At 64.2% G+C, this 23,901-nt stretch carries 23 protein-coding genes; 7 read left to right on the plus strand and 16 right to left on the minus strand.

Annotated features, from left to right (window positions below; genetic code table 11):
• Positions 1–149: 149 nt before the first annotated feature.
• Positions 150–2,240 (minus strand): excinuclease ABC subunit UvrB, encoded by a 2,091-nt coding sequence (gene uvrB / locus C0Z18_RS18130; protein WP_102646803.1) that lies wholly within the window; start codon positions 2,238–2,240, stop codon positions 150–152.
• 252 nt (positions 2,241–2,492) lie between these two features.
• On the opposite strand from uvrB, the gene C0Z18_RS18135 reads away from it, so the two are divergent.
• Positions 2,493–3,692 carry an amino acid aminotransferase gene (locus C0Z18_RS18135; protein ID WP_102646804.1) on the plus strand — a complete coding sequence of 400 codons (1,200 nt, stop codon included), beginning with the start codon at positions 2,493–2,495 and terminating at the stop codon, positions 3,690–3,692.
• A 116-nt stretch (positions 3,693–3,808) separates the two neighbouring features.
• On the opposite strand, the gene C0Z18_RS18140 is transcribed toward C0Z18_RS18135, so the two are convergent.
• Positions 3,809–5,047, minus strand: a complete 1,239-nt coding sequence (locus C0Z18_RS18140; protein WP_102646805.1) for a DUF3734 domain-containing protein — start codon at positions 5,045–5,047, stop codon at positions 3,809–3,811.
• Between the two features lie 9 nt (positions 5,048–5,056).
• Positions 5,057–5,854 (minus strand): 3-hydroxybutyrate dehydrogenase, encoded by a 798-nt coding sequence (locus tag C0Z18_RS18145; RefSeq protein ID WP_102646806.1) that lies wholly within the window; start codon positions 5,852–5,854, stop codon positions 5,057–5,059.
• A 208-nt stretch (positions 5,855–6,062) separates the two neighbouring features.
• On the opposite strand from C0Z18_RS18145, the gene C0Z18_RS18150 reads away from it, so the two are divergent.
• Positions 6,063–7,034: a potassium channel beta subunit family protein gene (locus C0Z18_RS18150; protein ID WP_102646846.1), complete on the plus strand. Its 972-nt coding sequence runs from the start codon at positions 6,063–6,065 to the stop codon at positions 7,032–7,034.
• A gap of 144 nt (positions 7,035–7,178) precedes the next feature.
• Positions 7,179–8,024, plus strand: coding sequence for a 23S rRNA (adenine(2030)-N(6))-methyltransferase RlmJ (locus tag C0Z18_RS18155; RefSeq protein WP_102646807.1), 846 nt, complete (start codon positions 7,179–7,181; stop codon positions 8,022–8,024).
• 79 nt (positions 8,025–8,103) lie between these two features.
• On the opposite strand, the gene C0Z18_RS18160 is transcribed toward C0Z18_RS18155, so the two are convergent.
• The 3 genes from C0Z18_RS18160 to cueR all read right to left on the minus strand — a co-directional run bounded on the left by C0Z18_RS18160 (position 8,104) and on the right by cueR (position 9,501).
• The gene (locus C0Z18_RS18160) at positions 8,104–8,490 is read right to left on the minus strand and encodes a hypothetical protein (protein WP_233217373.1); all 387 of its coding nucleotides are present in this window, start codon (positions 8,488–8,490) and stop codon (positions 8,104–8,106) included.
• Between the two features lie 225 nt (positions 8,491–8,715).
• Positions 8,716–8,862: a DUF3563 family protein gene (locus tag C0Z18_RS18165; RefSeq protein WP_102646848.1), complete on the minus strand. Its 147-nt coding sequence runs from the start codon at positions 8,860–8,862 to the stop codon at positions 8,716–8,718.
• Positions 8,863–9,069: 207 nt separating this feature from the next.
• The gene (cueR, locus tag C0Z18_RS18170) at positions 9,070–9,501 is read right to left on the minus strand and encodes a Cu(I)-responsive transcriptional regulator (protein ID WP_102646808.1); all 432 of its coding nucleotides are present in this window, start codon (positions 9,499–9,501) and stop codon (positions 9,070–9,072) included.
• Positions 9,502–9,640: 139 nt separating this feature from the next.
• Here cueR and C0Z18_RS18175 point away from each other — a divergent pair, with 139 nt between their 5' ends.
• Positions 9,641–9,856, plus strand: a complete 216-nt coding sequence (locus C0Z18_RS18175) for a heavy-metal-associated domain-containing protein (RefSeq protein WP_102646809.1) — start codon at positions 9,641–9,643, stop codon at positions 9,854–9,856.
• Between the two features lie 14 nt (positions 9,857–9,870).
• Positions 9,871–10,788 carry a dTDP-4-dehydrorhamnose reductase family protein gene (locus C0Z18_RS18180; RefSeq protein ID WP_102646810.1) on the plus strand — a complete coding sequence of 306 codons (918 nt, stop codon included), beginning with the start codon at positions 9,871–9,873 and terminating at the stop codon, positions 10,786–10,788.
• A gap of 36 nt (positions 10,789–10,824) precedes the next feature.
• On the opposite strand, the gene C0Z18_RS18185 is transcribed toward C0Z18_RS18180, so the two are convergent.
• Genes C0Z18_RS18185 through imuA form a run of 3 tightly spaced genes read right to left on the minus strand, consistent with a single transcriptional unit; the run spans position 10,825 to position 16,091 of the window.
• Positions 10,825–13,974, minus strand: a complete 3,150-nt coding sequence (locus C0Z18_RS18185) for an error-prone DNA polymerase (RefSeq protein WP_102646811.1) — start codon at positions 13,972–13,974, stop codon at positions 10,825–10,827.
• Between the two features lie 4 nt (positions 13,975–13,978).
• On the minus strand, positions 13,979–15,454 hold the full coding sequence (locus C0Z18_RS18190) for a Y-family DNA polymerase (RefSeq protein ID WP_102646812.1): 1,476 nt from the start codon (positions 15,452–15,454) through the stop codon (positions 13,979–13,981).
• Positions 15,384–16,091, minus strand: a complete 708-nt coding sequence (imuA, locus tag C0Z18_RS18195; protein ID WP_102646813.1) for a translesion DNA synthesis-associated protein ImuA — start codon at positions 16,089–16,091, stop codon at positions 15,384–15,386. Before imuA ends, C0Z18_RS18190 begins: the two co-directional genes overlap by 71 nt.
• Before the next feature lie 329 nt (positions 16,092–16,420).
• Here imuA and C0Z18_RS18200 point away from each other — a divergent pair, with 329 nt between their 5' ends.
• Complete coding sequence (locus C0Z18_RS18200) at positions 16,421–17,317, plus strand: helix-turn-helix transcriptional regulator (RefSeq protein WP_102646814.1); 897 nt, start codon at positions 16,421–16,423, stop codon at positions 17,315–17,317.
• A 2-nt stretch (positions 17,318–17,319) separates the two neighbouring features.
• Positions 17,320–18,060 carry a hypothetical protein gene (locus C0Z18_RS18205; RefSeq protein ID WP_102646815.1) on the plus strand — a complete coding sequence of 247 codons (741 nt, stop codon included), beginning with the start codon at positions 17,320–17,322 and terminating at the stop codon, positions 18,058–18,060.
• A gap of 43 nt (positions 18,061–18,103) precedes the next feature.
• Here the strand turns inward: C0Z18_RS18205 and C0Z18_RS18210 are convergent, their stop codons facing one another.
• The 7 genes from C0Z18_RS18210 to sctJ are packed head-to-tail and all read right to left on the minus strand — an operon-like array spanning position 18,104 to position 23,869.
• A complete protein-coding gene (locus C0Z18_RS18210) occupies positions 18,104–19,147 on the minus strand; it encodes an EscU/YscU/HrcU family type III secretion system export apparatus switch protein (RefSeq protein WP_102646816.1) in 1,044 nt (347 codons plus the stop codon).
• Positions 19,148–19,166: 19 nt separating this feature from the next.
• The gene (gene sctT / locus C0Z18_RS18215) at positions 19,167–19,949 is read right to left on the minus strand and encodes a type III secretion system export apparatus subunit SctT (RefSeq protein ID WP_102646817.1); all 783 of its coding nucleotides are present in this window, start codon (positions 19,947–19,949) and stop codon (positions 19,167–19,169) included.
• Positions 19,950–19,951: 2 nt separating this feature from the next.
• Entirely contained in the window at positions 19,952–20,455 is a 504-nt protein-coding gene (locus tag C0Z18_RS18220) for a hypothetical protein (RefSeq protein WP_102646818.1), read from the minus strand.
• Positions 20,418–21,830 (minus strand): FliI/YscN family ATPase, encoded by a 1,413-nt coding sequence (locus tag C0Z18_RS18225; protein ID WP_408647040.1) that lies wholly within the window; start codon positions 21,828–21,830, stop codon positions 20,418–20,420. The genes C0Z18_RS18220 and C0Z18_RS18225 overlap by 38 nt, the downstream gene beginning before the upstream one ends.
• On the minus strand, positions 21,827–22,465 hold the full coding sequence (gene sctL / locus C0Z18_RS18230) for a type III secretion system stator protein SctL (protein WP_102646819.1): 639 nt from the start codon (positions 22,463–22,465) through the stop codon (positions 21,827–21,829). The genes C0Z18_RS18225 and sctL overlap by 4 nt, the downstream gene beginning before the upstream one ends.
• Positions 22,447–23,133, minus strand: coding sequence for a SctK family type III secretion system sorting platform protein (locus C0Z18_RS18235; protein WP_158244259.1), 687 nt, complete (start codon positions 23,131–23,133; stop codon positions 22,447–22,449). The genes sctL and C0Z18_RS18235 overlap by 19 nt, the downstream gene beginning before the upstream one ends.
• Positions 23,123–23,869, minus strand: a complete 747-nt coding sequence (sctJ, locus tag C0Z18_RS18240) for a type III secretion system inner membrane ring lipoprotein SctJ (protein WP_233217374.1) — start codon at positions 23,867–23,869, stop codon at positions 23,123–23,125. Before sctJ ends, C0Z18_RS18235 begins: the two co-directional genes overlap by 11 nt.
• Positions 23,870–23,901 lie beyond the last annotated feature (32 nt).

Consider the following 23,901-nt stretch of genomic DNA (forward strand, 5'->3'; position numbering starts at 1 on the left):
CCGGCTCGGCGCTTCGCACAATTGCCGATAACACGAACGCAAATGCGAACGATTATCAATCAGGCATAAGTGTACACGAACGCGGCATTTAGGACCAAGCGACCCTTTGGCGCAGAGGGTCGCCCGTGCTCGATACTTCCTGCCGGGCGTCAGCCCGCCTTCGACACCGAATCCCCGACGTTGGCCCCGAACACGCGTTCGCGCAACACGGCGAGTTGGTCGCGCGCCGCGGCCGCCTTTTCGAACTCGAGGTTTTTGGCGTGCTCCATCATCTGCTTCTCGAGGCGCTTCAGTTCCTTCGCGAGGTCCTTCTCCGACATGTCCTCGAACTTGGCACGCTGCTGCATCTCCTTCAGTTCCGCGCGCGCGTCGTCGGCGCTGTAGACGCCGTCGATGATGTCCTTGACCTTCTTGACGACCCCGCGCGGCGTGATGCCCATGCGCTCGTTGTAGGCAATCTGCTTGGCCCGCCGCCGCTCGGTTTCGTCGATCGCGCGGCGCATCGAATCGGTCATGTTGTCGGCGTAGAGGATCGCCGTGCCGTTCACGTTGCGCGCCGCCCGGCCGATCGTCTGGATCAGCGAACGCTCGGCTCGCAAAAAGCCTTCTTTGTCGGCATCGAGAATCGTGACCAGCGACACCTCGGGGATGTCGAGCCCCTCGCGCAGCAAGTTGATCCCGACCAGCACGTCGAAGGCGCCGAGCCGCAGGTCGCGAATGATTTCCACGCGCTCCACGGTGTCGATGTCGCTGTGCAAATAGCGAACCTTGACGCCGTGATCGGCGAGAAACTCGGTCAGTTGCTCGGCCATCCGCTTCGTCAGCACGGTCACGAGCACGCGTTCGTTCACGGCCACGCGCGCATGGATCTCGCTGAGCACGTCGTCCACCTGCGAACGCGCCGGCCGCACCTGGATCAGCGGATCGACGAGCCCCGTCGGCCGCACCACCTGCTCCACGACTTGACCCGTCTTCTTCTTTTCGTAATCGGCCGGCGTGGCCGAAACGAAAACGGCTTGACGCATCTTGCGCTCGAACTCGGGAAACTTCAGGGGCCGGTTATCGAGCGCCGACGGCAACCGGAAACCGTACTGCACGAGGTTTTCCTTGCGCGAGCGGTCGCCGTTGTACATGGCGTTCAATTGCCCGATCAGCACGTGCGATTCGTCGAGCAGCATCAGCGCATCGGGCGGCAGGTAATCGACGAGCGTCGGCGGCGGCTCGCCGGGCGCCGCGCCCGAAAAATGCCGCGTGTAATTTTCGATGCCCTTGCAAAAACCGAGCTCCTGCAGCATCTCCAAATCGAAGCGCGTCCGTTGCTCGAGGCGTTGCGCCTCCACGAGCTTGCCCTCGGCGTAGTAGAACTCGAGGCGCTCGCGCAGTTCGTCCTTGATCGTCTCAACGGCGCGCATGACCGTTTCGCGCGGCGTGACGTAGTGCGAGGACGGATAAACGGTAAAGCGCGGAATCTTTTGCCGCACCCGCCCCGTCAACGGATCGAACAACTGCAGCGACTCCACTTCGTCGTCGAACAGTTCGATACGCAGTGCCATCTCGGCATGCTCGGCCGGGAACACGTCGATCGTATCGCCGCGCACCCGGAACGCACCGCGCTGAAAATCGGCCTCGTTGCGGTTGTATTGCATCGCGATCAAGCGGGCGATGACGTCGCGCTGACCGATCTTGTCGCCGGTGCGCAGCGTCAAGATCATCTGGTGGTATTCGCTCGGATTGCCGATACCGTAGATCGCGGAGACGGTCGCCACGATCACGACGTCGCGCCGCTCCATCAGGCTCTTGGTCGCCGAGAGCCGCATTTGCTCGATGTGTTCGTTGATCGACGAGTCCTTCTCGATGAACAGATCGCGCTGCGGGACGTAGGCTTCCGGCTGGTAGTAGTCGTAGTACGAAACGAAATACTCGACGGCATTGCGCGGGAAGAACTCGCGAAACTCCGAGTACAACTGCGCCGCGAGCGTCTTGTTCGGCGCGAAGACGATCGCCGGCCGGCCAAGCCGCGCGATGACGTTCGCCATCGTAAAGGTCTTGCCCGAGCCCGTCACGCCGAGCAGCGTCTGGTACGACAAGCCGTCCTCGATACCTTCGACGAGTTGGGCGATGGCCGTCGGCTGGTCGCCGGCCGGTGGATACGGCTGGTACAGATGGAACGGCGAACCCTCGAATTCGACGAACTTCGATTCGTCGAGGGCTTCGGCTGCGTGGGACTTAGCTTCGGACATGGAAATGGCGCTTCCTTCGCCGACAAAACAACCATTCTAGCGTTTCGCGCTCGCCCAGGCAGCGCGCGGCATCGTAGCTCGCACGCGGCCCAGGCGCCGCGTGCGAGCAAAAAAGTGCACGATCGTTCAGACTAATTCGCTCATTGCGGGCGAAAAGCGCGGCAACACGCGAGCGGGATTCGCTACAATTACGGATTCCGCGCTTGCAGCACGTGCTCGCTTTCAAGTTTTCCACTACCGCCGAAAGACATCATGTCCCTGTTCTCCGCAGTCGAACTCGCGCCCCGCGACCCGATCCTCGGCCTCAACGAGGCCTTCAATGCCGATCCGCGCCCGACCAAAGTCAATCTCGGCGTCGGCGTCTATACGAACGAAGAAGGCAAGATCCCGTTGCTGCGCGCCGTTCGCGAAGCGGAACAAGCCCGTGTGGATCAGGCACTGCCGCGCGGCTACTTGCCGATCGAAGGCATCGCCGCCTACGATGCGGCCGTGCAAAAGCTGCTGCTCGGCGATGCGTCGCCGCTGATCGCCGCGGGCCGTGTGGTCACGGCGCAAGCGCTCGGCGGTACCGGCGCCCTCAAGATCGGTGCCGATTTCCTCAAGCGCGTGAACCCGAACGCCAAGGTCGCGATCAGCGATCCGAGCTGGGAAAACCACCGCGCGCTGTTCGAAAGCGCCGGCTTCGAGGTGCTCGCCTACCCGTACTACGACGCGCAAACGCACGGCGTGAACTTCGAGGCGATGCTCGCCGCGCTCAATAGCTACGCGGCCGGCACGATCGTCGTGCTGCACGCTTGCTGCCACAATCCGACGGGCGTCGATTTGAGCGAAGCGCAGTGGAAGCAGATCGTCGAAGTGGTGAAGGCGCGCAATCTCGTGCCGTTCCTCGACATCGCCTACCAAGGCTTCGGCGACGGTATCGACGCCGACGCGGCAGCCGTGCGCCTGTTCGCAGGCGCCGAACTGAACGTATTCGTCTCGTCGTCGTTCTCGAAGTCGTTCTCGCTGTATGGCGAGCGCGTCGGCGCGCTGTCGATCATCGCCGACAGCAAGGACGAAGCGACGCGCGTGCTCTCGCAACTGAAGCGCGTCATCCGCACGAACTATTCGAACCCGCCGACGCACGGCGGCGCGATCGTCGCGACGGTGCTCGGCACACCGGCATTGCGTGCGATGTGGGAACAAGAACTCGGCGAAATGCGCGACCGCATCCGCGCGATGCGCGGCGGCCTCGTCGAACGCCTGAAGAACGCCGGCGTCGCGCGCGACTTCGGCTTCGTGAACGCGCAGCGCGGCATGTTCTCCTACTCGGGCCTGACCTCGGCCCAGGTAGATCGTCTGCGCGAAGAGTTCGGCATCTACGCCGTGGGCACGGGCCGCATTTGCGTCGCGGCGCTCAACACGCGCAACCTCGATACGGTGGCCAACGCCATCGCGCACGTGCTGAAGTAACGCTCGCGCGGGCCGCGCCTCGAGCGCGGCCACGCGACGCATGCAATACCGAAGAGCGCCTCGCGGTTTCGCGAGGCGCTTTTTTTACGCCGTCCGCCCTTGGCTGCGCTTACGCTTCAGCGCTGGTCGCGATGAATATCGTGCGTCACGAATCCGGCGTCGTTATCGGGCATATCGAGCCACCCGGGCTGCGCCAAGCTATCGCGAATGTCGCGCAGGCCCGATTGCCAGTGAACGTTCATCGTCGATACGCCGAATTGATAGTCTTTGTAATTGCCGTCGAATTCCTTGTCCCGGTAGACGAGTTGAAAAACGTTGTAACGGTGCGACGACGAAAGCTCCTCGGCCAGCTTGCACCATGGGTCGTCGCGGTGTTCGGGCGCGACGCGCATGAGCACTTCGCGCAGCACATGCCGGAAACGCTGTGAGTGCTGCATCATGTCCGTCACCATGCGCGTGCGGCTCGAGTATTGGATGTCCTTCATGCGCCCTTGCACGTCCGTGAGGTTCGTCGGCACGGGACCGCGCGCGCTCCATAGATCGACCTGAAATGCGAGCGTATCGCGACGCGGGCTGGCCTGAATGACTTCCGAGAGCGGCGTGTTGGACATGAGCCCGCCGTCCCAGTAAAACTCGCCGTCGATTTCCGTTGCGGCAAACCCGGGCGGCAGCGAACCCGACGCGATGAAATGCTCGGCCCGCAGCGTTTTGTGCTGGTTGTCGAAGTACTCGAAGTTGCCCGTGCCCACGTTCACGGCCGCAACGGAAACGCGCGTCTCGCCCGAATTGATCCGGTCGAAGTCGCACAAACGCTCGAGCGTCGATTTGAGCGGCGCCGTATCGTACCAACTCGCGGTGCCGGGCGTGCTCGGCGTAAACGGCAACGGCGGCGGCACGCGCGGCACGAAGAAACCGCGCTGCCCGTCTACGAGTGCACTGAACGCTTGCATCGTCGTGAACGCGGTGCGCACGGGCGCGGGCGAGTCGAAAAACGCGTTCTCCACCGAGGGCGGTAGCGAAAAGCCATAGGCGGGCTGGCACACCGTGTCCCAGAACGCCTTCAATTTCGCCACGCGATGCTCGGGCGCATTCCCGGCGATGATGGCGGTGTTCAGCGCGCCGATCGAAATCCCGGCGATCCAATTCGGCACGATCCCGGCTTCGTGCAGCCCCTCGTAGACACCGGCCTGATAGGCGCCCAGCGCGCCGCCGCCTTGCAACACGAGCGCGACCGTTTGATAGGGAGGCAAGGCAAGCGACGGCGCGAAGCGCGCCGTTCGGCCTGCCGCATGTTGCTCGCCGCCCTCCGTCACCGTCGCGTTCGCGCGAACGCGCGTCCCCTTGCGCTCCCCCATCTTGCCTCCTTAAAGCATGCACCAGCCGTGCGACACGAGGAACGATTGCCCCGTGAGCGCGGCGCTCGGGAACGTGCACAAGAACAGGACGGTTTGCGCCACGTCTTCCACCGTCGTGAACACGCCGTCGACCGTTTGGCCGAGCATCACGCGCTTGACCACTTCGTCCTCGGTAAGACCGAGTTCCTTCGCCTGCTCGGGGATCTGCTTATCGACGAGGGGCGTGCGCACGAACCCGGGACATACGACGTGCGAACGCACGTTGTGAGCGGCGCCCTCCTTCGCAAGGACACGCGACAAACCGAGCAGCGCATGTTTGGCCGCGACGTAAGCCGACTTGAGCGGGGAAGCCTCGTGCGAGTGCACGGAACCCATATAGATGACCACCCCGCCCCGATCGCCCTTGTACATATGCTTGAGCGCCGCCTTCGTGGTGAGGAAGGCCCCATCGACGTGAATGGCCTGCATCTTCTTCCAATCGGAGAAGCTGTAGTTCTCGATCGGATTGACGATCTGGATGCCGGCGTTGGACACGAGGATATCGACCGAGCCGAACTGCGCCGCGACCTCGTCGATACCGCGATTGACGGCATCTTCATCGGTCACGTCCATCGCGATACCGAGCGCTTTGCCGCCCTGCGCCCGGATTTCCTCGGCAACGGCCTGAGCGCCCGCCAGATTCAAATCGGCGATCGCGACAGCCGCGCCCTGGGCCGCCAGGGTACGCGCGATTTCCTTGCCGATCCCGCTTGCCGCTCCCGTTACGACCGCGGCCTTCCCGTTCAGACTCGTATTCAACGACGACATTCGTCACCTCTCAAGCGTGCGTGGACAATGACATCATGGCGGGCCGCGCCTGGCAACCTGGCAGATCTTCATATGCCGTTCGGCCGAATTGGCCCGCCACGACCGACTCCGCTATTGTGCCCCAACGTTCGACGCCAGCGCGACTCGCGGCGAATGGGATTAAGCTTCGTTGTTCATTACCGTGTTGGCAAGCGCCAAGGAGGCATGCATGAATTACCGGCGATTGGGCCGTTCGGGCCTGCAAGTCAGCGAACTCTCGCTCGGCTCTTGGGTAACCTACGGCAATCAAGTGGACCGGCACGCCGCACGCGAATCGCTCGCCGCCGCGCGCGATGCCGGCGTGAATTTCTTCGACAACGCCGAAGTGTACGCGGGCGGCAAATCCGAGGAGATCATGGGCCAGGCGCTCAAGGAACTCGCCTGGCCGCGTGTGAGCTACGTCGTCTCCACGAAGTTCTATTGGGGTTTGAGCGAGGCGCCGAACCAATATCACACGCTCAACCGCAAATACCTGCACAACGCCATCGACGGCTCGCTCGCGCGCCTACAACTCGATTACGTGGACCTTGTGTTTTGCCATCGCGCCGATCCGAACACGCCGATCGAGGAAACCGTATGGGCGATGAGCGACATGATCACGCGGGGCAAAGCGCTGTATTGGGGCACGTCGGAATGGAGCGCCGACGAAATTCGCGCGGCGTACGAGATTGCCGAACGGCATCATCTGCACAAGCCCGTGATGGAGCAGCCGCAATACAACTTGTTTTGCCGCAAACGCGTGGAAGAGGAATACGCACGCCTTTACGAGGACATCGGGCTCGGCTTGACGACCTGGAGCCCGCTCGCCTCGGGGCTTCTGACCGGCAAGTATCGGAGCGGCGTGCCGGCGGGCAGCCGCGCGCAATTGCAGGGCTACGATTGGTTGCGCACGCAACTAACGGATGCCGATAAGAATCAACGCGTGGCGCAATTGGAAACGCTCGCGCGCGAACTCGGCTGCAGCATCGGCCAGTTGGCGATCGCCTGGGTACTCACGAACCCGCACGTGAGCACGGTCATTACCGGTGCATCGCGCGTCGAGCAGATCGCGGAAAACATGAAATCAGTCGAGGTGGCCACACGCATTACGCCGGAAATCCAGCAAGCGATCGAGGATATCACCGGCGACGCGGCGCACTGATCATGCGGGGCGCGGTCGTGCCGTACCGTACAATACGCGCCCCGTCCGAGCGTTCGCGTGCCCGCGCGCCGGGCGGCCGCACCGGCGCCTGAGCGCCGGCGCGCGAAATCACCCGATTCCCCAGCACCCACCAGTCTCGTCCGTATGCTCAGCTACCGCCACGCCTTTCATGCAGGCAATCACGCCGATGTCCTCAAGCACACTGTCGTCGTGCAGTTGCTTCGCTATCTGGCGCAGAAGGACAAGGCCTACTGGTACATCGACACGCATGCGGGCGCGGGCGTGTACTCGCTCACCGAAGGTTATGCGACCAAGACCGCCGAGTTTCAAACCGGTATCGCCAAACTTTGGGAGCGCACGGATTTGCCCGCCGCGCTGCGCGACTATGTCGAGCAAGTGGGCGCATTGAACGCGGACGGCCAATTGCGTTACTACCCGGGCTCGCCCTATCTCGCCTGGCGGCTCATGCGAGAGCAGGACCGGATGCGGCTGTTCGAGTTGCACAGCACCGAGATCGACGTGCTGCGCCACAATTTCCGCGACGCGGGCCGCCGGGCGATGCTGTATGCCGGAGACGGCTTCGACGGCATCAAGGCGCTGCTGCCCCCGCCGCCGCGCCGCGCGCTCGTACTCGTGGATCCGTCGTTCGAAGACAAGCGCGATTACGCTCGCACGATCACCTGTCTGGAAGAAAGCCTGAAGCGCTTCGCCACGGGCATGTACGCGGTCTGGTATCCGCAGGTCACGCGGCCCGAGTCGCAACGGTTTCCCGAGCAATTGAAGCAGTTGCAGCAGACGAATTGGCTGCATGCCACGTTGACCGTCAGCGAACCGCCTTCGGACGGTTTTGGGCTATACGGCAGCGGCATGTTCATTCTGAATCCGCCCTACACGCTCGCAGCCGCGCTGAAGGAAACGCTCCCCTACCTCGTCGACGTGTTGGGACAGGACGCGAACGCGCAGTTCAAGTTGGAATCGCGCATTGCCTAGAGGCGGCGGGAGACGCGCTCGACCCTAGCCCCTAGCCTGCGGAGGCGGAGGCGGGGGCGTCGGCGCCGGAGCGCAAGGTTCACTGGCGATTGCCCGGAACCATCCGATACCCGGCCGCGCCGGCGGGCACCGTCCCGTTGGAGCCGGGCAATGCGATATAGGGGGCGACGACGATGGGCGGCTGCTCGGCGCCCGCGTCTACAGGGTCGATCGTCGGAAGCCGGTTAGCCGGCACCATCGGCGCCGGCGAGAGCGGCGCATTTTGGAGGATCAACCCGCTCTTCCCGTCGTGAATGCCCGTCCGGGTGTCGAGTTCGATGCCGCTCTGGCCATCGTTGATGCCCGTTTGCGTGCCGAGTTCCAAGGCCTGCCTGCCGGCCACCGCGTGCGAGGCGGCGGCCATGAGCGCGGCATAAGCCGCTGCGCGGATCGCGCGGTGCAAGCGAAGGGTGGCGAGAGAGCGCATGGCGACGGTCCGAGCAATAGCTGAGCAGCGAATGCTCACACCTTAGCGCGGCGGCGATATTCGCGCTAGTCGCAACGGGCGGGACCGTGCCGGGCCGCGTCATTACGCCGATACCGCGCACAAACAAAAGCCTCGCCAATGCAGCGAGGCTTGCAACAGTCACTTCAACTTCGGCGCGCGGGTGCGCGCGGGCGCTCGGCCTCGAGCCGCCGGGCTTTGCTCGGCTTAGATCGAGTAGCCGTGTGCCTCGAGCGAGCGCAGACGGCGCTCCAGATCGACGATGTCCGACGACGAGGCGAGATACGCTTCGCGACGGCTACGTTCGGCCGATTCGAACCAGTTGCTGAGCTTTTCGAGGATGTAGGCAAACATGATGTTCTCCAAGGGTCGGGTCTCGTCCCCGGCGGATCGCGCATCAGGGATTTCCCGTAAAAGGGTTAACCCGGATTATAGAGACCTTGTAGAAAATTGCGAGTGAAATGCTCGAATGGTGTGCATTCCGGTTTGGAATGGTGCAGCCAACGCCGCGAAAGCGTCATGAATGCACCAATTGCGTGCAAACGTGACGCTGGTGGCTGCTCAGCCTTGTGGGCATTGGCTGTGCGGGTCCTCCACGCACGCCTGCGGACTGGCCAATCCCTCGAGGATCGGGCAATCGGGACGCGTATCGCCGTGACAGTGATCGGCCAGATGAGTCAGTGTGTCGCGCATTTCCGACAGTTCGGCGATGCGCCGCTCGAGATCGGCCACATGCTGGAGCGCGATCGTCTTGACCTCGGCGCTGGCGCGCGAGCGGTCTTGCCACAGCGCCAATAGCTTGCGGATGTCCTCGATCGAAAAGCCGAGGTGCCGAGCCTGACGGATGAAGCGCAGGGTATGGATTTCCTGTTTGCCGTATACGCGGTAGCCCGCGTCCGTCCGGCCCTTGGGCGCTAGCAACTCGACGCTCTCGTAGTAGCGAATCATCTTGGCCGTCACGCCGGATTCGCGGGCCGCTTCCCCAATATTCATGTCCGATCTCCCGTCGACGACCAAAAGCGTATACCTTCCCACGGCGGGAAGGTATACGCTTTGAATGAAGCGGGCCGACGGCGAACGCCGCGCGGCCCATGATCGATGCCACTCAACCTTTTTGAACAGGAACCTTGCAATGATCGAATTCCAAGTCGAAGGCATGAGCTGCCAGCACTGCGTGGGCGCGGTAACGAAAGCGATTCGGGCAGTCGATGCGGCAGCGCTCGTGGAGGTCAATCTCGACGAACGGCGTGTACGCGTGCAGTCGCGAGAGAACGCCGATCGGCTCGGCAGCGCGATCGTCGAAGCGGGCTACGAGGTCAAGGGTAGCCACACGATCGTCGACGCCTGACGGGCCGCCGCGCGATGTCGACTGTCGCCGTCATCGGTGCGTCCGGCCTGCTCGGGCGCGCGCTGGTCCGGGAGCTGGGCACGTGCGCCGGCTGGCGTATCGTGCCCACGGCGTATCGCCGCGTCCAGGGCGATACCGTTGCGCTCGACATTCGCGACGCCGCGGCCGTGGCGGCGTTCGTCGAGCGCGTGCGTCCCGACGCGATCGTCTTGGCGGCGGCCGAGCGCCGGCCCGATGTCTGTCAACACGATCCCGCAGCCGCGCGTGCGTTGAACGTCGATGCGGTACGTACCGTCGCATCGGCTGCGCGCCAATGCGGGGCGTGGGTCCTGTCGATTTCCACCGATTACGTGTTCGACGGCAGCGCACCGCCCTATCGCATCGACGATCCACCCGCTCCGCTCAATGCTTACGGTCTGAGCAAGCTCGATGGCGAACGCGCGCTCCTCCAGTCGAACCCGTTCGGCTGCGTGCTGCGACTGCCGCTGTTGTACGGTCCGGTGCTCGATTGGTCGGAGTCGGCCGTGACGAGCCTCGTGCCCGCCGTCGTCGCTTCCCAAGCAGCGGGCGCGCGTCCCGCTCCGATGGACGCGTGGGCGACGCGCTATCCGACCTATACCCCTGACGTGGCCTACGTGATTCGCGCGATGCTCGAGCAGCATGCCAAAGGGCAAGCGGTGTGCGGCATCGCGCAGTGGTCCGGCGACGAGCCCATGACGAAGTTCGACATTGCCGTGCGTATCGCGCGCGCGCTGTCGATCGACGCTCGCCTGGAGGCGCAAACCGCGAGCGCGGATGCTACGCCGCGTCCGCGAGACTGTCATCTCGACTCGAGCCAGCTGGACGCGCTCGGGATCGGCCGGCGCACGCCGTTCGACGTCGCGATCGGCGAGGTGCTGAGCGCCTGGCCGGCGCCCACTCCATCGTCCTGAGAAGATCGTCGGGAAGTCGGCGGCTGGCGGCCGGGTTCAGCAGAAATTGCGGCTTTCCGATTGCAGGCCGCCTAGGAGATGCGATAAGTCCACGAGCCGCTTGGCCACGAGATGGCGCACTTCGCCTTGACACTGCCACACACCGTAGACGGCAAGCAGCGAAGCACCGAGCACTTCCTTGCGCTGTTTTTCGAGCAAGCTCGGCCAGATGATGACGTTGACGTTGCCCGTTTCGTCTTCGATCGTCACGAAGATCACACCTTTGGCCGTGCCGGGCCGTTGACGAACCGTCACGATGCCGCAGCCTCGCGCCGGCTGGCCATCGCGATAGCCGCGCAGCTTCGATGCCGGCATCAGCCGTTTTTCGAGCAATTGCGCGCGCAGCAGCGCAAGCGGATGGCGGCGCAGCGTCAATCCCGACGAGCGGTAATCGGCCACGATGTTTTGTCCTTCCGTCGGGGCGCCCAGCAACGGGGTGTCGTCTGCCTCGACCGCCGCGGCCAGCATATCGCGCTCGGGCACGGCCGCCACCGAATGCCAAAGCGCTTCGCGCCGATTGCCGACGAGCGCGGATAGCGCGTTCGCATCGGCCAGCACGTGCAAGTCGCGCCGATCGAGCTGCGCGCGGCGCGCGAGATCGTGCACGCTCTCGAAAGCGCGGACGGCACGCGCGTTTTCGATGCGCTCGGCCACGTCTTGCTTCATCCCGCGCAAAAGCGACAGGCCAAGACGCACCGCCGGGCGGGCCGCGCCCGCGATCGGTTCGAGCACGGCGTCCCACCCGCTGATGATCACGTCGGCGGGCAGCACCTTCACGCCATGCCGGCGCGCGTCCTGCACCAGTTGGGACGGCGAATAAAAACCCATCGGCTGACTATTAAGCATCGCCGCGAGAAACGCCTCGGGCTCATGACACTTGAGCCAACTGCTCGCGTAGACGAGCAGCGCGAAGCTCGCCGCGTGGCTTTCGGGAAAACCGTATTCGCCGAAGCCTTTGATCTGCTCGAAGATCGCATCGGCGAAACTGCGTTCGTACCCGCGCTCGAGCATGCCGTTCACGATGCGGTCGTAATAGCGCTGCAAACCGCCCTTTCGCTTCCAGGCCGCCATCGCTCGGCGCAGTTGATCGGCTTCGCCCGCGCTGAACCCGGCCGCGAGAATCGCGACCTGCATCACCTGCTCCTGGAAAATCGGCACACCGAGCGTACGACCCAATGCGGACTCCAAGGCCTTGCTCGGATAAGTCACCGGTTCGAACCCTTGACGCCGGCGCAAATACGGATGAACGGCACCGCCTTGAATCGGACCCGGTCGAACGATCGCCACTTCGATGACGAGGTCGTAGAACGTTTTCGGCCGCAGCCGCGGCAGCATGCTCATCTGCGCGCGCGATTCGATCTGGAAGACGCCGACCGTATCGGCACGCGAAATCATCGCGTAGGTTTTGCCGTCCTCGGGCGGGATGTCCTGCATCTCGAAGCGCTCGCCGCGCCGCTCGGACACGAGTTCGAGCGCGCGCCGTATCGCCGACAGCATGCCGAGCGCCAACACGTCGATCTTCAGCAATCCTAATGACTCTAGATCGTCTTTGTCCCATTGAATCACGGAGCGATCGGGCATCGCCGCGTTCTCCACCGGCACGAGCCGCGTCAGCTTGCCGCGGCTGATGACGAAGCCGCCCGAATGCTGCGATAGATGGCGCGGAAAGTTCAGCAATTGCGCCGCCAGCCGTGCCCAAGCTTGGATCAACGGCTGATTGGGATCGAGCCCCGACTCTTCGAAACGCGCGAGCAAATCATGGCTCGTATCGAACCAATGATGCGACTTGGCCACCGCATCGACGATTTGCGGATCGACGCCGAGCGCCTTGCCCGTTTCGCGCAATGCGCCGCGCGGGCGGTACGTGGAGACGGCCGCCGCGATCGCCGCTCGATGGCGGCCGTACTTGCGGTAGATGTATTGCACGACGAGTTCGCGCCGCTGGTGCTCGAAATCGACGTCGATGTCGGGCGGCTCGCCGCGCTCCTTGCTGATAAAGCGCTCGAAAAGCATATTGCCGCGCGCCGGGTCCACCTCGGTGACACCCAAGCAGTAGCAAACGGCCGAATTGGCGGCCGACCCGCGACCTTGACACAGGATGTTCTGGCTGCGCGCAAAGCGCACGATATCGTAGACCGTCAGGAAATACGGTTCGTAACGCAGTTCGGCAATCAGCCCGAGTTCGTGCTCGATCTGCTGCTGCACCGCATGAGGAATGCCGGCCGAAAAACGCCGCCGCGCGCCCGCATAGGTTTCTTGCCGCAGATAGGCGGTGGGCGTGAAGCCCTCGGGCACGAGTTCGTCGGGATACTCGTAACGCAGCTCGTCGAGCGAGAAGGTGCAGCGCGACAAGATATTGATCGTTTCGCGCAGCGTTTCGTCGGGATAGAGATTGACGAGACGCAGGCGCGAACGCAGATGCTGCTCGGCATTGGGCGCCAATTCGTAGCCGCACTCGTGCACGCTCTTGCCGACACGAATCGCCGTCATCGTATCTTGCAGCGGCTTGCGCGAACGGACGTGCATGACGACCTGACCGAGCGCGACGACCGGCAGGCCCTGGCAGCGCGCGACATATTCGATCGCGCCGCGGTGAATGTCGTCCATCGCCCGTTGATGAAGCACGAGCCCCGCCCAAGCGCGGTCGGGAAACGTCTCGTCGAGCCATTCGAGTTGCGCGGCAAGCGCCTCTTCCTTGGCCGGAAAATCGGGTACGAGAATCGCCAGGCAATCGGGCATGCCGCGCAAATGCGCGTACTCGGGCTCGGGCCGAGAGAGATCGTACGGCGTCAGCCGGTATTCACCCTTCGGCGAACGAGTGCGCGCAAGCGTGATGAGCTCCGACAAATTGCCGTACCCCTCGCGGTTTTGCGCGAGCAAGATGAGCCCGAACGACGGCGAACCGTCGGCGTGACTCAAGCGGAAGTACGAGCCGATGACGAGCGGCAGCCCCGCTTCCTTGGCCGCGTCGTGAGCGCGCACGACGCCCGCGAGCGAGCATTCGTCGGTGATCGCGATACCGGCGTAGCCGAGTTGCGCCGCGCGCGCGACGAGTTCTTGCGCGTGCGATGCGCCGCGCAAGAACGTGAAATTGGAGAGGCAAAAAAGCTCGGCGTACGCCGGCAGCCCATTGAAACCGGGAACCATCGCATCATCCGAATAAGCCGTGAAGGAACCAGCGCGGCCCTTCGTCCGCGTCGCGGCTACTCACGCGTTCGCGGTAAATCCAGTAATAGCTTTTATCGTCGGCCTCGGCGACGAAGTAATCGCGCGTGACGAGCTCGCCGTCGAACCAGCCGGCCTCGATGCGCTCGGCCGGCGACACGACGCGTAGCGGCGATCCGTAAAACGGCCGATGGGCCCGCGTGAGCAAGCGTACGGGTGTGGCGAGCATCCATGTCGGCCGCGGCAGCCCTTCGGGCAGCGTGCCCTTTGCCTTCGCATGCTGCTCGCCGAGCGGCACCCATCGATTCGCCACCTCGGGCCGGTAATCGGCTGTCGGAGCGGGGCGTAAAACATGATCCTCGCCGAGCCGGGCCACCAGCAACTCGAGTAGACGCGCATGGCTTTGCGCCGAACCACCCGGCTCGGGAAAAAGCTGCTCGGCCGGCGGAGCCGCCGCCTCCACCTTCGTGGCGTCGAGCCGCACCGCGATCATCGGAGCCGCCAATTCGATCCGATGCAACCGCTCCTTGAGCAAACGCAGCAGGTGCGTCTCCTGCCATGCCGGCTCGCCGAGCGCGATTTCAAGAATGGTGGGCGCCATGGCTTGCCTGCCCCGCTCGTGCTCGAGAGAAAGCACGATGGCCGTCACCGCCAATTGCTTGGCGCACAGCCAACCGCACAACTGCACGATCAGCCGATGCGCGGCGAATAGCGCGCCGTCCGCATGCTCGATGCGATCGGGCAATTCGAGGCGCGCCGAAAACGTGGACGGCAGCGTGAGCCAATCGAAGAGTTCCGGTGCCGTACCGAATGCGCGATCGAGCGAGTCGAGTACGTGTTCGCCGCAGCGGCGCTGCAGCCCTGCTCGCGGCAAACGGCGAAGATCGGCGATCGTTGCGCAGCCCAGACCGGCGAACCAATCGACGAACGGCCGCGTTTGCGGCACCGAGTGCATCGGCAACGGCAACAAGACACGCTCGAGCGTGCCGAGCCGCAGCACGCGCCGGTTACCGTAGCGCGCGAGCAGCCATGCGCCTTGTCCCGTCGGCGCGATGCCGATGCGCGCCGTGAAGCCGAGCGCCTCGAGAATCGCACGCGCTTGCCGGCACAATGCCCGTACCCCGCCGAACAGCTTAAGGCTCGCGCCGATTTCGACGATGACCGTCGCTTCCTCGGCCAGCGCCACGTCGGGCGAGAATCGCATCAGCGCGACACCGGCTTCGCGCTGCGCCGCGGCCTCGCGCGCCATATCGCGCTCGACCATGAGCACGCCGGCCGACAGCGTGAGCACGCCACCGCGCTTCATGCCGAGCCGGATGCCGGCCGCACGCGCGGGCGCATCGGCGATGACCACCTTGTCCTTCTCGAACACGACGCTACCGGCCGCCGGCTCAGGCAGCCACTTCGGCCGGAACACTTCGAGCGGCAGTTTCGGCAAATGGACGGCGAGAAAGACGCGCATGGCGAGACAGCAAAACAGGGGTAGGTTGAAGAGGAATCGACAAAGGCTCCGTGCACGACGGCCCTCGTCGCTTCACGACATCGACCACCAACCCGCTGGAGGAAGGCCGCAGCGCCAACCGCAACAGCGCCGGCGAGGCCTCTTGCGCGACCGTTAAGGGCCGCACCATCACGAACAGCGTGTCGCTCGACTGGGCCGCCAGATGCAGACGGCGCAGCGATGACGACTGCGCATGCGAAGCCCAAAAAATCAACGCCCCGCAACTGCCGGCCCGCAAGATTTGCTCGGCGGCCCACAGGGCATCGCCTGTCTTCGGGGCCTTGACGTGCAACAGCCGATCGAGCGGCAACCCGATGTACCCAAACCCCAAGCCATTCGGCACTTGCGGCGGCTGCAGCAAGGCGATCGGCCGCTCGCTCAACGCGCTCAACGCAGGCTGCAACAACCGCATCTCGCCGATTCCCGCCTGCTGAACGAGCAAATCAACCAGCGCGCCGAGTGGCCAACCGCCGCCGGGCAACTCGGCCGCCAGCGCCGGATACCCCGTTTCCAATACGCGCGCGCGACCGCGCGCTAGCTGCGAGGCGCGCCACAGCGACGGATGGAGGTCTTCTGCACGAACAGAGGCGGCAAGCATCGGAGCACCACAAATACTGTATATCCATACAGGATCTTACACGTAATCGAAGCGTAGTGAACTGGAACTTTTTATCCCGCGAAGATTGCGCCTCGCTTTCGCGCGCGCCCCCGAGATTTCGTAAATTCCTCATATCTTCGTAGTTGCCGACGCATGGAACTACGGAATGCCATGCGGCACGCATACGGCGCCCTCAATAGAATCCTCTCAGACACGTCAGGTGCCGCCCGGTCGGTGCACCCTCGATCGCACCGCCGCCTCCCATCGCCTCTCGCAAGTCATAGGCGCCGTGGACGTCTTCCTAAAACAACGAAAGAAAGGACACCCCCATGTCTTATATCGACGTGGTCGAAGAACTCGAGGACCTGCAAAATCCGGCGGCACCTTCCCCCCGCCCGGCTTCCGGCTTGCCTGCGCGCGCATCCTGCGAGATCCGCTATATCGACGAGCTGGAGGTGGCTCCGCTCCTGCGCGCCGACGAAACCGCCGATGCGACGTTCATCGCCGCCGAACTGGGCGCGGCGCGCACGGCGGACGAACGTGTCCGCATGATTCGCGGCATTCTCAACATCATGGGTTTTTCCGGCCTCGGTTACGCCGCCCTGAAGCTCGATGCGCACAAGCAGCCCGAATACGCCTACCTGCTGCGCAATTACCTGCGCACGGATTTGCTGCCGCAATCGCTCCAAGGCGGCTATCTGCTGCGCGATCCGCATATGCGGCGCGCTTTCGAATCGAGCCGGCCTCACGTATGGGACATGCGCTCGCTCGTGAACGCATCGCGCAAGGACGGCATCGATCCGCCGATGCGCCGGTTCTTCGACGGCATGCGTGAAAACGGGCTCGCGAGCGGGCTGGCCTTCAGCCTGCCGATCGCGCGCACGTCGTTGCGCGCGTTGATTCTGTTCGCCGGCCCCCCCGAGCACTGCGAATGGATCACCGACAGCGTCATCGCACAGGCGCTCGGCCTAGGCCTCTCGCTGCATCAGCGCTGCGCAGCGCATGTTCAGGCGATCTGCCGTCAAGACAACGCAAACGGTCTGTCGCAGTTGCAGCAGCAGATCCTGGGCGCCGTCGTCGTCGGCATGCCGGACAAGGCCATCGCCGCGCGGCTCAATACCACCGTCCACAACGTCGACTACCATCTGCGCCAGTTGCGCGAAAAATTCGGCGCCCGCAATCGCAGCCAGCTCGCCTATCTCGCCGGCAAGATGCAAGTCGTCTGAACATGGAGCAACTGCTCGGCACCAACGGCATCGTCGCAATCGGCATCGCCGGCGCCGTGTCCATCGTCGCGCTGCAGACGAGTCTTGCCGCCAAACGTCGAGTGAGCGCGACAGGGCTCGGTAACGTATTCGTCGTCAATGAAGCGCTCGGGCCGGCCCAACGAACCTTTCGATCGTTGTGGCGCCTGCTCGTCCTCGCCGTCGCCGTCACGTATCCGGCGTTCGGCCCGAGCTACAACAGCGTGCTCGAAGCGTTGGCGGTCATCGGTACGCCGCTCACGCTCGTCTCGCTGATCGTCACGCTGCGTGTCTACGGACGTTCGCGGCTGCCCGATGGCTTTTATCTGCTCGGCACCACGCTCGCCTGCTGGCTTGCGCTATGCAGCGACACCTATCTGCGCAACACGGCGCATAGTGCCCGGCGAATCTATGCCTTGACGGCCCAATTGCGCTACGGCGGGCTGCCCCCGCTCGATCGATGGCCGACCTGGTCCGACAGTTTGCTGCCGCTCGCCACGAGCTGCGCCTCGGTGGCCGGTTTCGCCGCCTTACTGCTCGCGATGCTCTACCTCATGTACGCCTATCTCACGGCACGCAGCTTCGACGCTTGCCTGCGCTTTCTCCTGCGCTGCAGTGTCGTCGCGTTCATGGGTTACTTCGCGGCTTGCGACGGCTTCACCGCGCTCGCGTGCCACGACTTCGCCTATATCGAACGATTGCTCGAATCGGTCCTGAGCGTCTAAACGATTGCAGGCCCAGCGCCGCCGTCACCGGCATCGCGTCGATTCACGGCGCCGGCGTCTCCTCCTTGCCTCGCGCCCAACGCAGCAGCTTCGCCACGCGGTCGAAAAACGCCTCGTCGATGTACTTTCCCTCCGGCACGCCGTCGAAGAGCGCCTCGGCCAGTGACGGGTCGTTCACGGTCGGAATGAGAAATTCGCGCGACAACTCCACGATGCGCAGCGCGGTTTCTCCTTCCGCACGCAGCGAAACCCATGGCACCGACCCTTGCGTGTACTGCAGCGCGACGGCAATTCTGGAAGAGTGGACGACCGCCGACGCCCCTTTCACCCGGTCTTGCATCGCATCGAACACTTGCTCCCGCGCCATTCTCTTACGGCGCGATGTGACCTGCGGGTTACCGTTCATCTCGCGATATTCGCGGCGAACTTCCTCTGTCGACATGCGCAGCTTTTTCACGTATTCGAACTGCTGGTGAACGTAGTCGATCACCGCGAAGCAGATGAAGACGACCGCCGCCCAGCCGAGCAGCAGCGAAAGCATGCGCCCCGTAACAGCGAGCATGCCCGCCGGCGTCAAATAGCCGGCCTGCAGCGGCGCATCGAGCGAGCTGTGAATGAGCGCCCAGATCGCCCCCGCCAGGCAGGTCGTCTTGACCGTCATCTTGACGAGGTTGATCAGGCTGCGCATCGAGAACATCTGCTTCATGCCGTTCGCGGGATTGAGCTTGTCCATGCTCGGCATGATCCGTTCGAACGCCACGAGACCGCCGGTCTGGGCGAGCGCCACCGCGGCTGCCACCACGCCGCCCAACGCCACGATGCCGATGCCGACCATGAACCAGGCACGCATTGCGCGCGCCAGCACGGCGTGTACGGCGGCAGCCGGGTCCCGCGACGCGACGGCCTCGAACATGACATCGAACAGCTCGCGCAAGAGTGCGATGAAATTCGGTGCCTGGGTAGCCAGCGCGGCAATCACGGCGATAAAAACGAGCGCATCGACGAGTTCCGTGCTGCGCGCGATGTCGCCCTTCTTACGCGCATCGCGTAGACGTTTCGCGGTGGGCGGTTGATTTTTTTCGCTCATGGCACCACGGCGATCGAGGTCACAGCATCGACTTCAGCAGCCCGACGAGACCGCTGTCGGGACCGAGGAAGCCATGCATCGACGAATAGACGAACGGCAGGAACAGCGCCATCATCAGCACGGCAACCGCGCTTTTGACGGGCTGCGACATGGTGAACACGTTCAACTGCGGCATGGAGCGCCCGATCAGTCCAAAGCCGAGTTCCACGACGGCGAGCACGATGACGACGGGCGCCGCGAGCTTCACCGTCCACAGCATCACGGCCGTCATGCCGCGCTCGGCGAACGGCAGGAGCGCGTTGCCGAAATGCGGCGCGAACGAATCGACCGGCCATACGCGATACGACTCGAACAACGCCGCCAGCATGAGGTTGAGCCCCCCGCCCGTGACGAACAGCGTCACCGCCAGCAGGTTGAGAAATCCCGCCGTCGGGCCGCCCTCGTGCCCGCCGATCGGATCGAAGAACGAGGCGTTGCCCGACCCCGTTTGAAAATCGATCATCGATCCGGCCGCCGCGATGGCCCACATGACGGTGCTGAACGCGAAGCCCAACAGGACGCCGATCAGCGCCTCCTTCAGCACGACCGCGACCCATACCAGCGGCGGCACCGACATCAGCGAGTGAAAGTCGAGCGCCGGCGCAATGAACATGGCCATCACCGCAAGGAATCCGTTACGGACGAGCCCCGTCACCACCGTCGGACTGAACGCCGGCACGATCAGCATGATCGGCATGACGCGGGGAAACACGAGCGTCATCGGACGCAACATGTTGTAGATGTCGTCGAAGCTCGAGACCATGGTCAGCTTGGCACACCGCCGTTGCGAATCAGAGCCGCGCTGATGCCGATGAGCGCGGCCTCGTCGGCAAGCGCCTCCTCCGCGGCTTCGGCGCGGCGGGCCGCGTCGCGCTCGAGCCGCTCTCCCGTGCGCTTCAACGCCTCGCACTTGGCGTCGACACGCCGCAACGATTTTTGAATTTCCGTGAGCTTCGCCTCTTCTTCCCTCAGCCGTTTCAGTGCCTCCTCGATGCTTTCGCGCTTGGCCTCGGCTTGCCGGTCGTACACGAGCACGTCGATGCCGGCGCTGGCGAGATCCGACGCCGGAAACGCGCTCCCACGCCAGCGCTGCGCGAGCCTCTGCAGATGCTCGCTCTTGTCGATTTCGAGTTGCTGGAGTGCCCGGCGCGCCCGCTCGAGCGCCTCTCTGGCACGGTCCACTTCGGCTTGCTGACGAATCGACCGCGCGAGCTCGATTTCGCGCCGGACTTCACGCAGCTGGGCGATCTTCCCGATGGTCTTCTCCAAATTTCCCTCTCAATTCGCCGAGTTTCGCGAGAACGTCGTCATAAGCCTCGAGCTGATTGCCGCGCTGCACGGAAAACTCCCGCAAGGCGCCGCGCGCCGCCAATGCCGTGTCGGCCAGCGGATCGCTGCCGGCCTGATATTCGCCGATCTGCACCAGCAGTTCGATTTCCTGATACTTGGCGAGCAACTCGCGCATTCTCGCGGCGCCCGCCTGATGTTCTTCCGATGCGACTCGCGTCATCACGCGCGATGCGCTCGCGAGCAGATCGATCGCCGGATGATGGCCCGCCGCGGCGAGCTTGCGCGATAGCACGATATGGCCGTCGAGGATCGAGCGCACCTCCTCGGCGATCGGGTCGCTATCGTCCTCGCCTTCGACGAGCACCGTGTAAAACGCCGTGATCGACCCGCGCACGCCCTGCCCCGCGCGTTCCAGCAACTGCGGCAATACCGAGAACGTCGACGGCGGGAAACTTCGGCGCGTCGGCGGCTCGCCCGACGCAAGGCCCACTTCCCGCTGCGCGCGTGCGAATCGCGTCAGCGAATCCATGAGGAGCAGGACCCGCTGCCCCTTGTCGCGAAAGTATTCGGCCACGGCGGTGGCGACGTAGGCGGATTTCACGCGTTCCATGGCCGGCCGGTCCGACGTCGATACGACGAGTACCGTGCGCGCCAGCGCTTCGGGAGACAGATTGTGTTCGATGAACTCGCGCACTTCCCGACCGCGCTCGCCGATCAGCGCAACGACGGCCACATCGCAGGCCGCGCCGCGCGCGATCATGCCGAGCAGCGTGCTCTTGCCTACGCCGGCCGGCGCGAAGATCCCCATGCGCTGCCCGATGCCGGTCGTGAGGAACGCATCGATCGCACGCACGCCAGTCGACAGCGGCTCGTCGATCATGGCGCGCTCCAGCGCGCCGACAGGTTCGGCCAATGCGCTGACGCGTACGCCTTGCACGATCGAGCCCTTACCGTCCATCGGCTCGCCGAGCCCGTTCAATACCCGGCCGAGCAGCGCATCGCTCACGTCGAACGTATGCTGCCGCCCGGTCGGCACCACCTCGGTCGCGATCGACAATCCGGCGAGCGAACCCAACGGCGTGAGCACGGTGCTTTGGCGAGAAAACCCGACGACTTCGGCGAACATCGGGCGCAAGCCCGGCGTATGCAGTTCGCAAACCTCCCCGAGCTGAGCCTGAATGCCCGAGGCGTGAATCAACAGTCCAGCCGTTTGCGTGACGCGCCCGCGCATGCGAAGTCCGCCCAGGCTGTCGAGCGACTGCGCGAAACCGCCCGACAGTCCGTCGCCGCGCAGTTGCGCGGCCAGTGCGTCGCGCCAGCTCGCGCCGCCAGAAGACGGGAAAGGTTCGTTCAAGGTGCCCTCCGATCGAGGATCGCGGCACGAATCGCGTCGATCTGCGTGCCGAGTCTGGCATCGATGCTGCCCGCGGGTGTTTCGACCACACAGTCCGATGCACCGAGCGTTGGATCGGGGACCACGCGCACGGCCTGAGTACGCAGCACGGTCTCCCCGTCGCCTGCATGCGCGTCGCGATGCGCGGCCAGCACTTCGCGCATCGACTCGACGGCATCGGGCGCCACGCGCACGATGAGGAACGCCTCTTCGCGCACGAGCGCATCGATTTTGTCCAGCGCCCGCGCGAATATCCGTTCTCGATCGAAACTTCCGATGAGCTCGTGCAACGCGCGCACGACGAGATCGGCCATCGTATTGCGCGCGAACGCCAAGGCATGCGCCGTATCGAGCGTAGCGGCAAACGCGCGCTGCGCCCCTTCGCGCTCGCCGCGTGCGAAACCTTCCTGGTAGCCCTGCTCGCACAGCGCTTCTTTGCGCAGGTTCGCGGCTTCCAAAATCCGCTCGGCCTCCTGCTTCGCCGTGCTGACGATCGAGTTCGCGTCGAGCAGCGCGGCATACTCGTGCTCCTTGAGCACCTTGCGCTCGGAGAGAATTTGCAGATTGTCGCTCGTGATCAGAAAAGCCAGTCCCATGCCTGCAACCTCTCGGGAATCAAACACAGGTAGAGCAGCTCGGCGAGCTCGTCTCGCTGCGCGTCGTTGAGCCGGTACGCGGGCTGCACGTCGGCGATGCGCGGCAATTTCAAACGCATGCGCGCGAGCACCGGTCGTCCGGCCGTCGCGGCGAAGTCGAGCAAGATTCGCCCCCCGCGTGCGCGAATCTTTTGCACGACGAGCTTCGGATAGCGCTGCACGGGCTCCAGCGTTTCGCTGACCGCGTCGAAAAGCGGTGTGCGCTCACGCACGAACGCCAGCGTCTGCGCACCGAACTCGGCGAGCAACGCCTTCTCGACACCGCGCGTCACCTCGCTCTTCAACCACGCCTTGTGCAAACATAGCCCGCACAGTTCGGCCAGCTCCAGCAACGGCTCGCGAGGTAGCAACGCAAGGCGGCCTTCTCGTGCGGCGAATTCGAACTCGCACCGCATGCCGCCCGAGTCGTCCACCGGAACATCCACTGCCGCCAGCAGTGCGTTCGCCAGCACCCGTCTACCGCGTTCGCCGAAGCGCGCGATGTCGTTCCACGGCGCAGGCCAGATACCGGCCGGCCAGCTTGGATCGACGTAACGGTCGGGTCGCAGATTGAACTCGCTCACGAGCCGCGCGAAGCGGCCGGCACGTTGGGTCTCCTCAGTTGGCATGGCGCTGCGCATCGCCCGCCACCACCCCGGGCAATTTGAACAAGCCGCGTCGCAGCACGAATACGGCGCCGACGAGCAGCGTGAGCAGCGCGAGCGCCAAACCGAGCCACGGCAGGATGCGCGAGCCGATGGCCCAGTCGTCTCGCGGACCCGCCGCTCGAGGCGGCGCGCTTTGAAGGAACAGCGAGACGTTGTCGTAGGACAGCCCTTCGATGCTGTGGGCGACCATATCCTTGACCATCGGCGCCATCATCTTCAGATCGACGCCGGAGCGGTACTTGATGTAGACCGAGGCCGACGATGGCTTGATCTTGTCGGCAAGCGGATCGTTCTCCGGTATGACGACGTGCACGTGCGCGACGATCACGCCATTGACGTCGAGCAGCGTGTTTTCGAGTTCCTGCTCGGCACCGTAGATGTAGCGCACGCGTTCCTCGGCCGGCGTCGAGACCAGCCCCTGCTTGCGAAACAAATCGCCGAGGTTTTCAAGCGACGGGCGCGGCAAACCGTCGGCGTGCAGCGCATTGAGCGCGGCGGCCACGTCGTGGCCTTCGACGGTCACCTGCCATCCGTGATCCGGTACTTCGGACTTCGAAGCATCGATGCCCGAGCTCGCCAGCGCGGCGACCATCTCGTTCGCCGACGACTCCGACAAGTCCATATAGAGTTCCTGCTGGCATCCGGCCAGCAGCAACGCACACGCCAGCACAGCGCCGGTGCGCAACAGCTTTCTCATGATTTGCATCCCAGCCTCGCTGGTTGACGGCA

It is taken from the genome of Trinickia dabaoshanensis (genome assembly GCF_002879885.1).
In the GTDB taxonomy this organism is placed as follows: domain Bacteria; phylum Pseudomonadota; class Gammaproteobacteria; order Burkholderiales; family Burkholderiaceae; genus Trinickia; species Trinickia dabaoshanensis.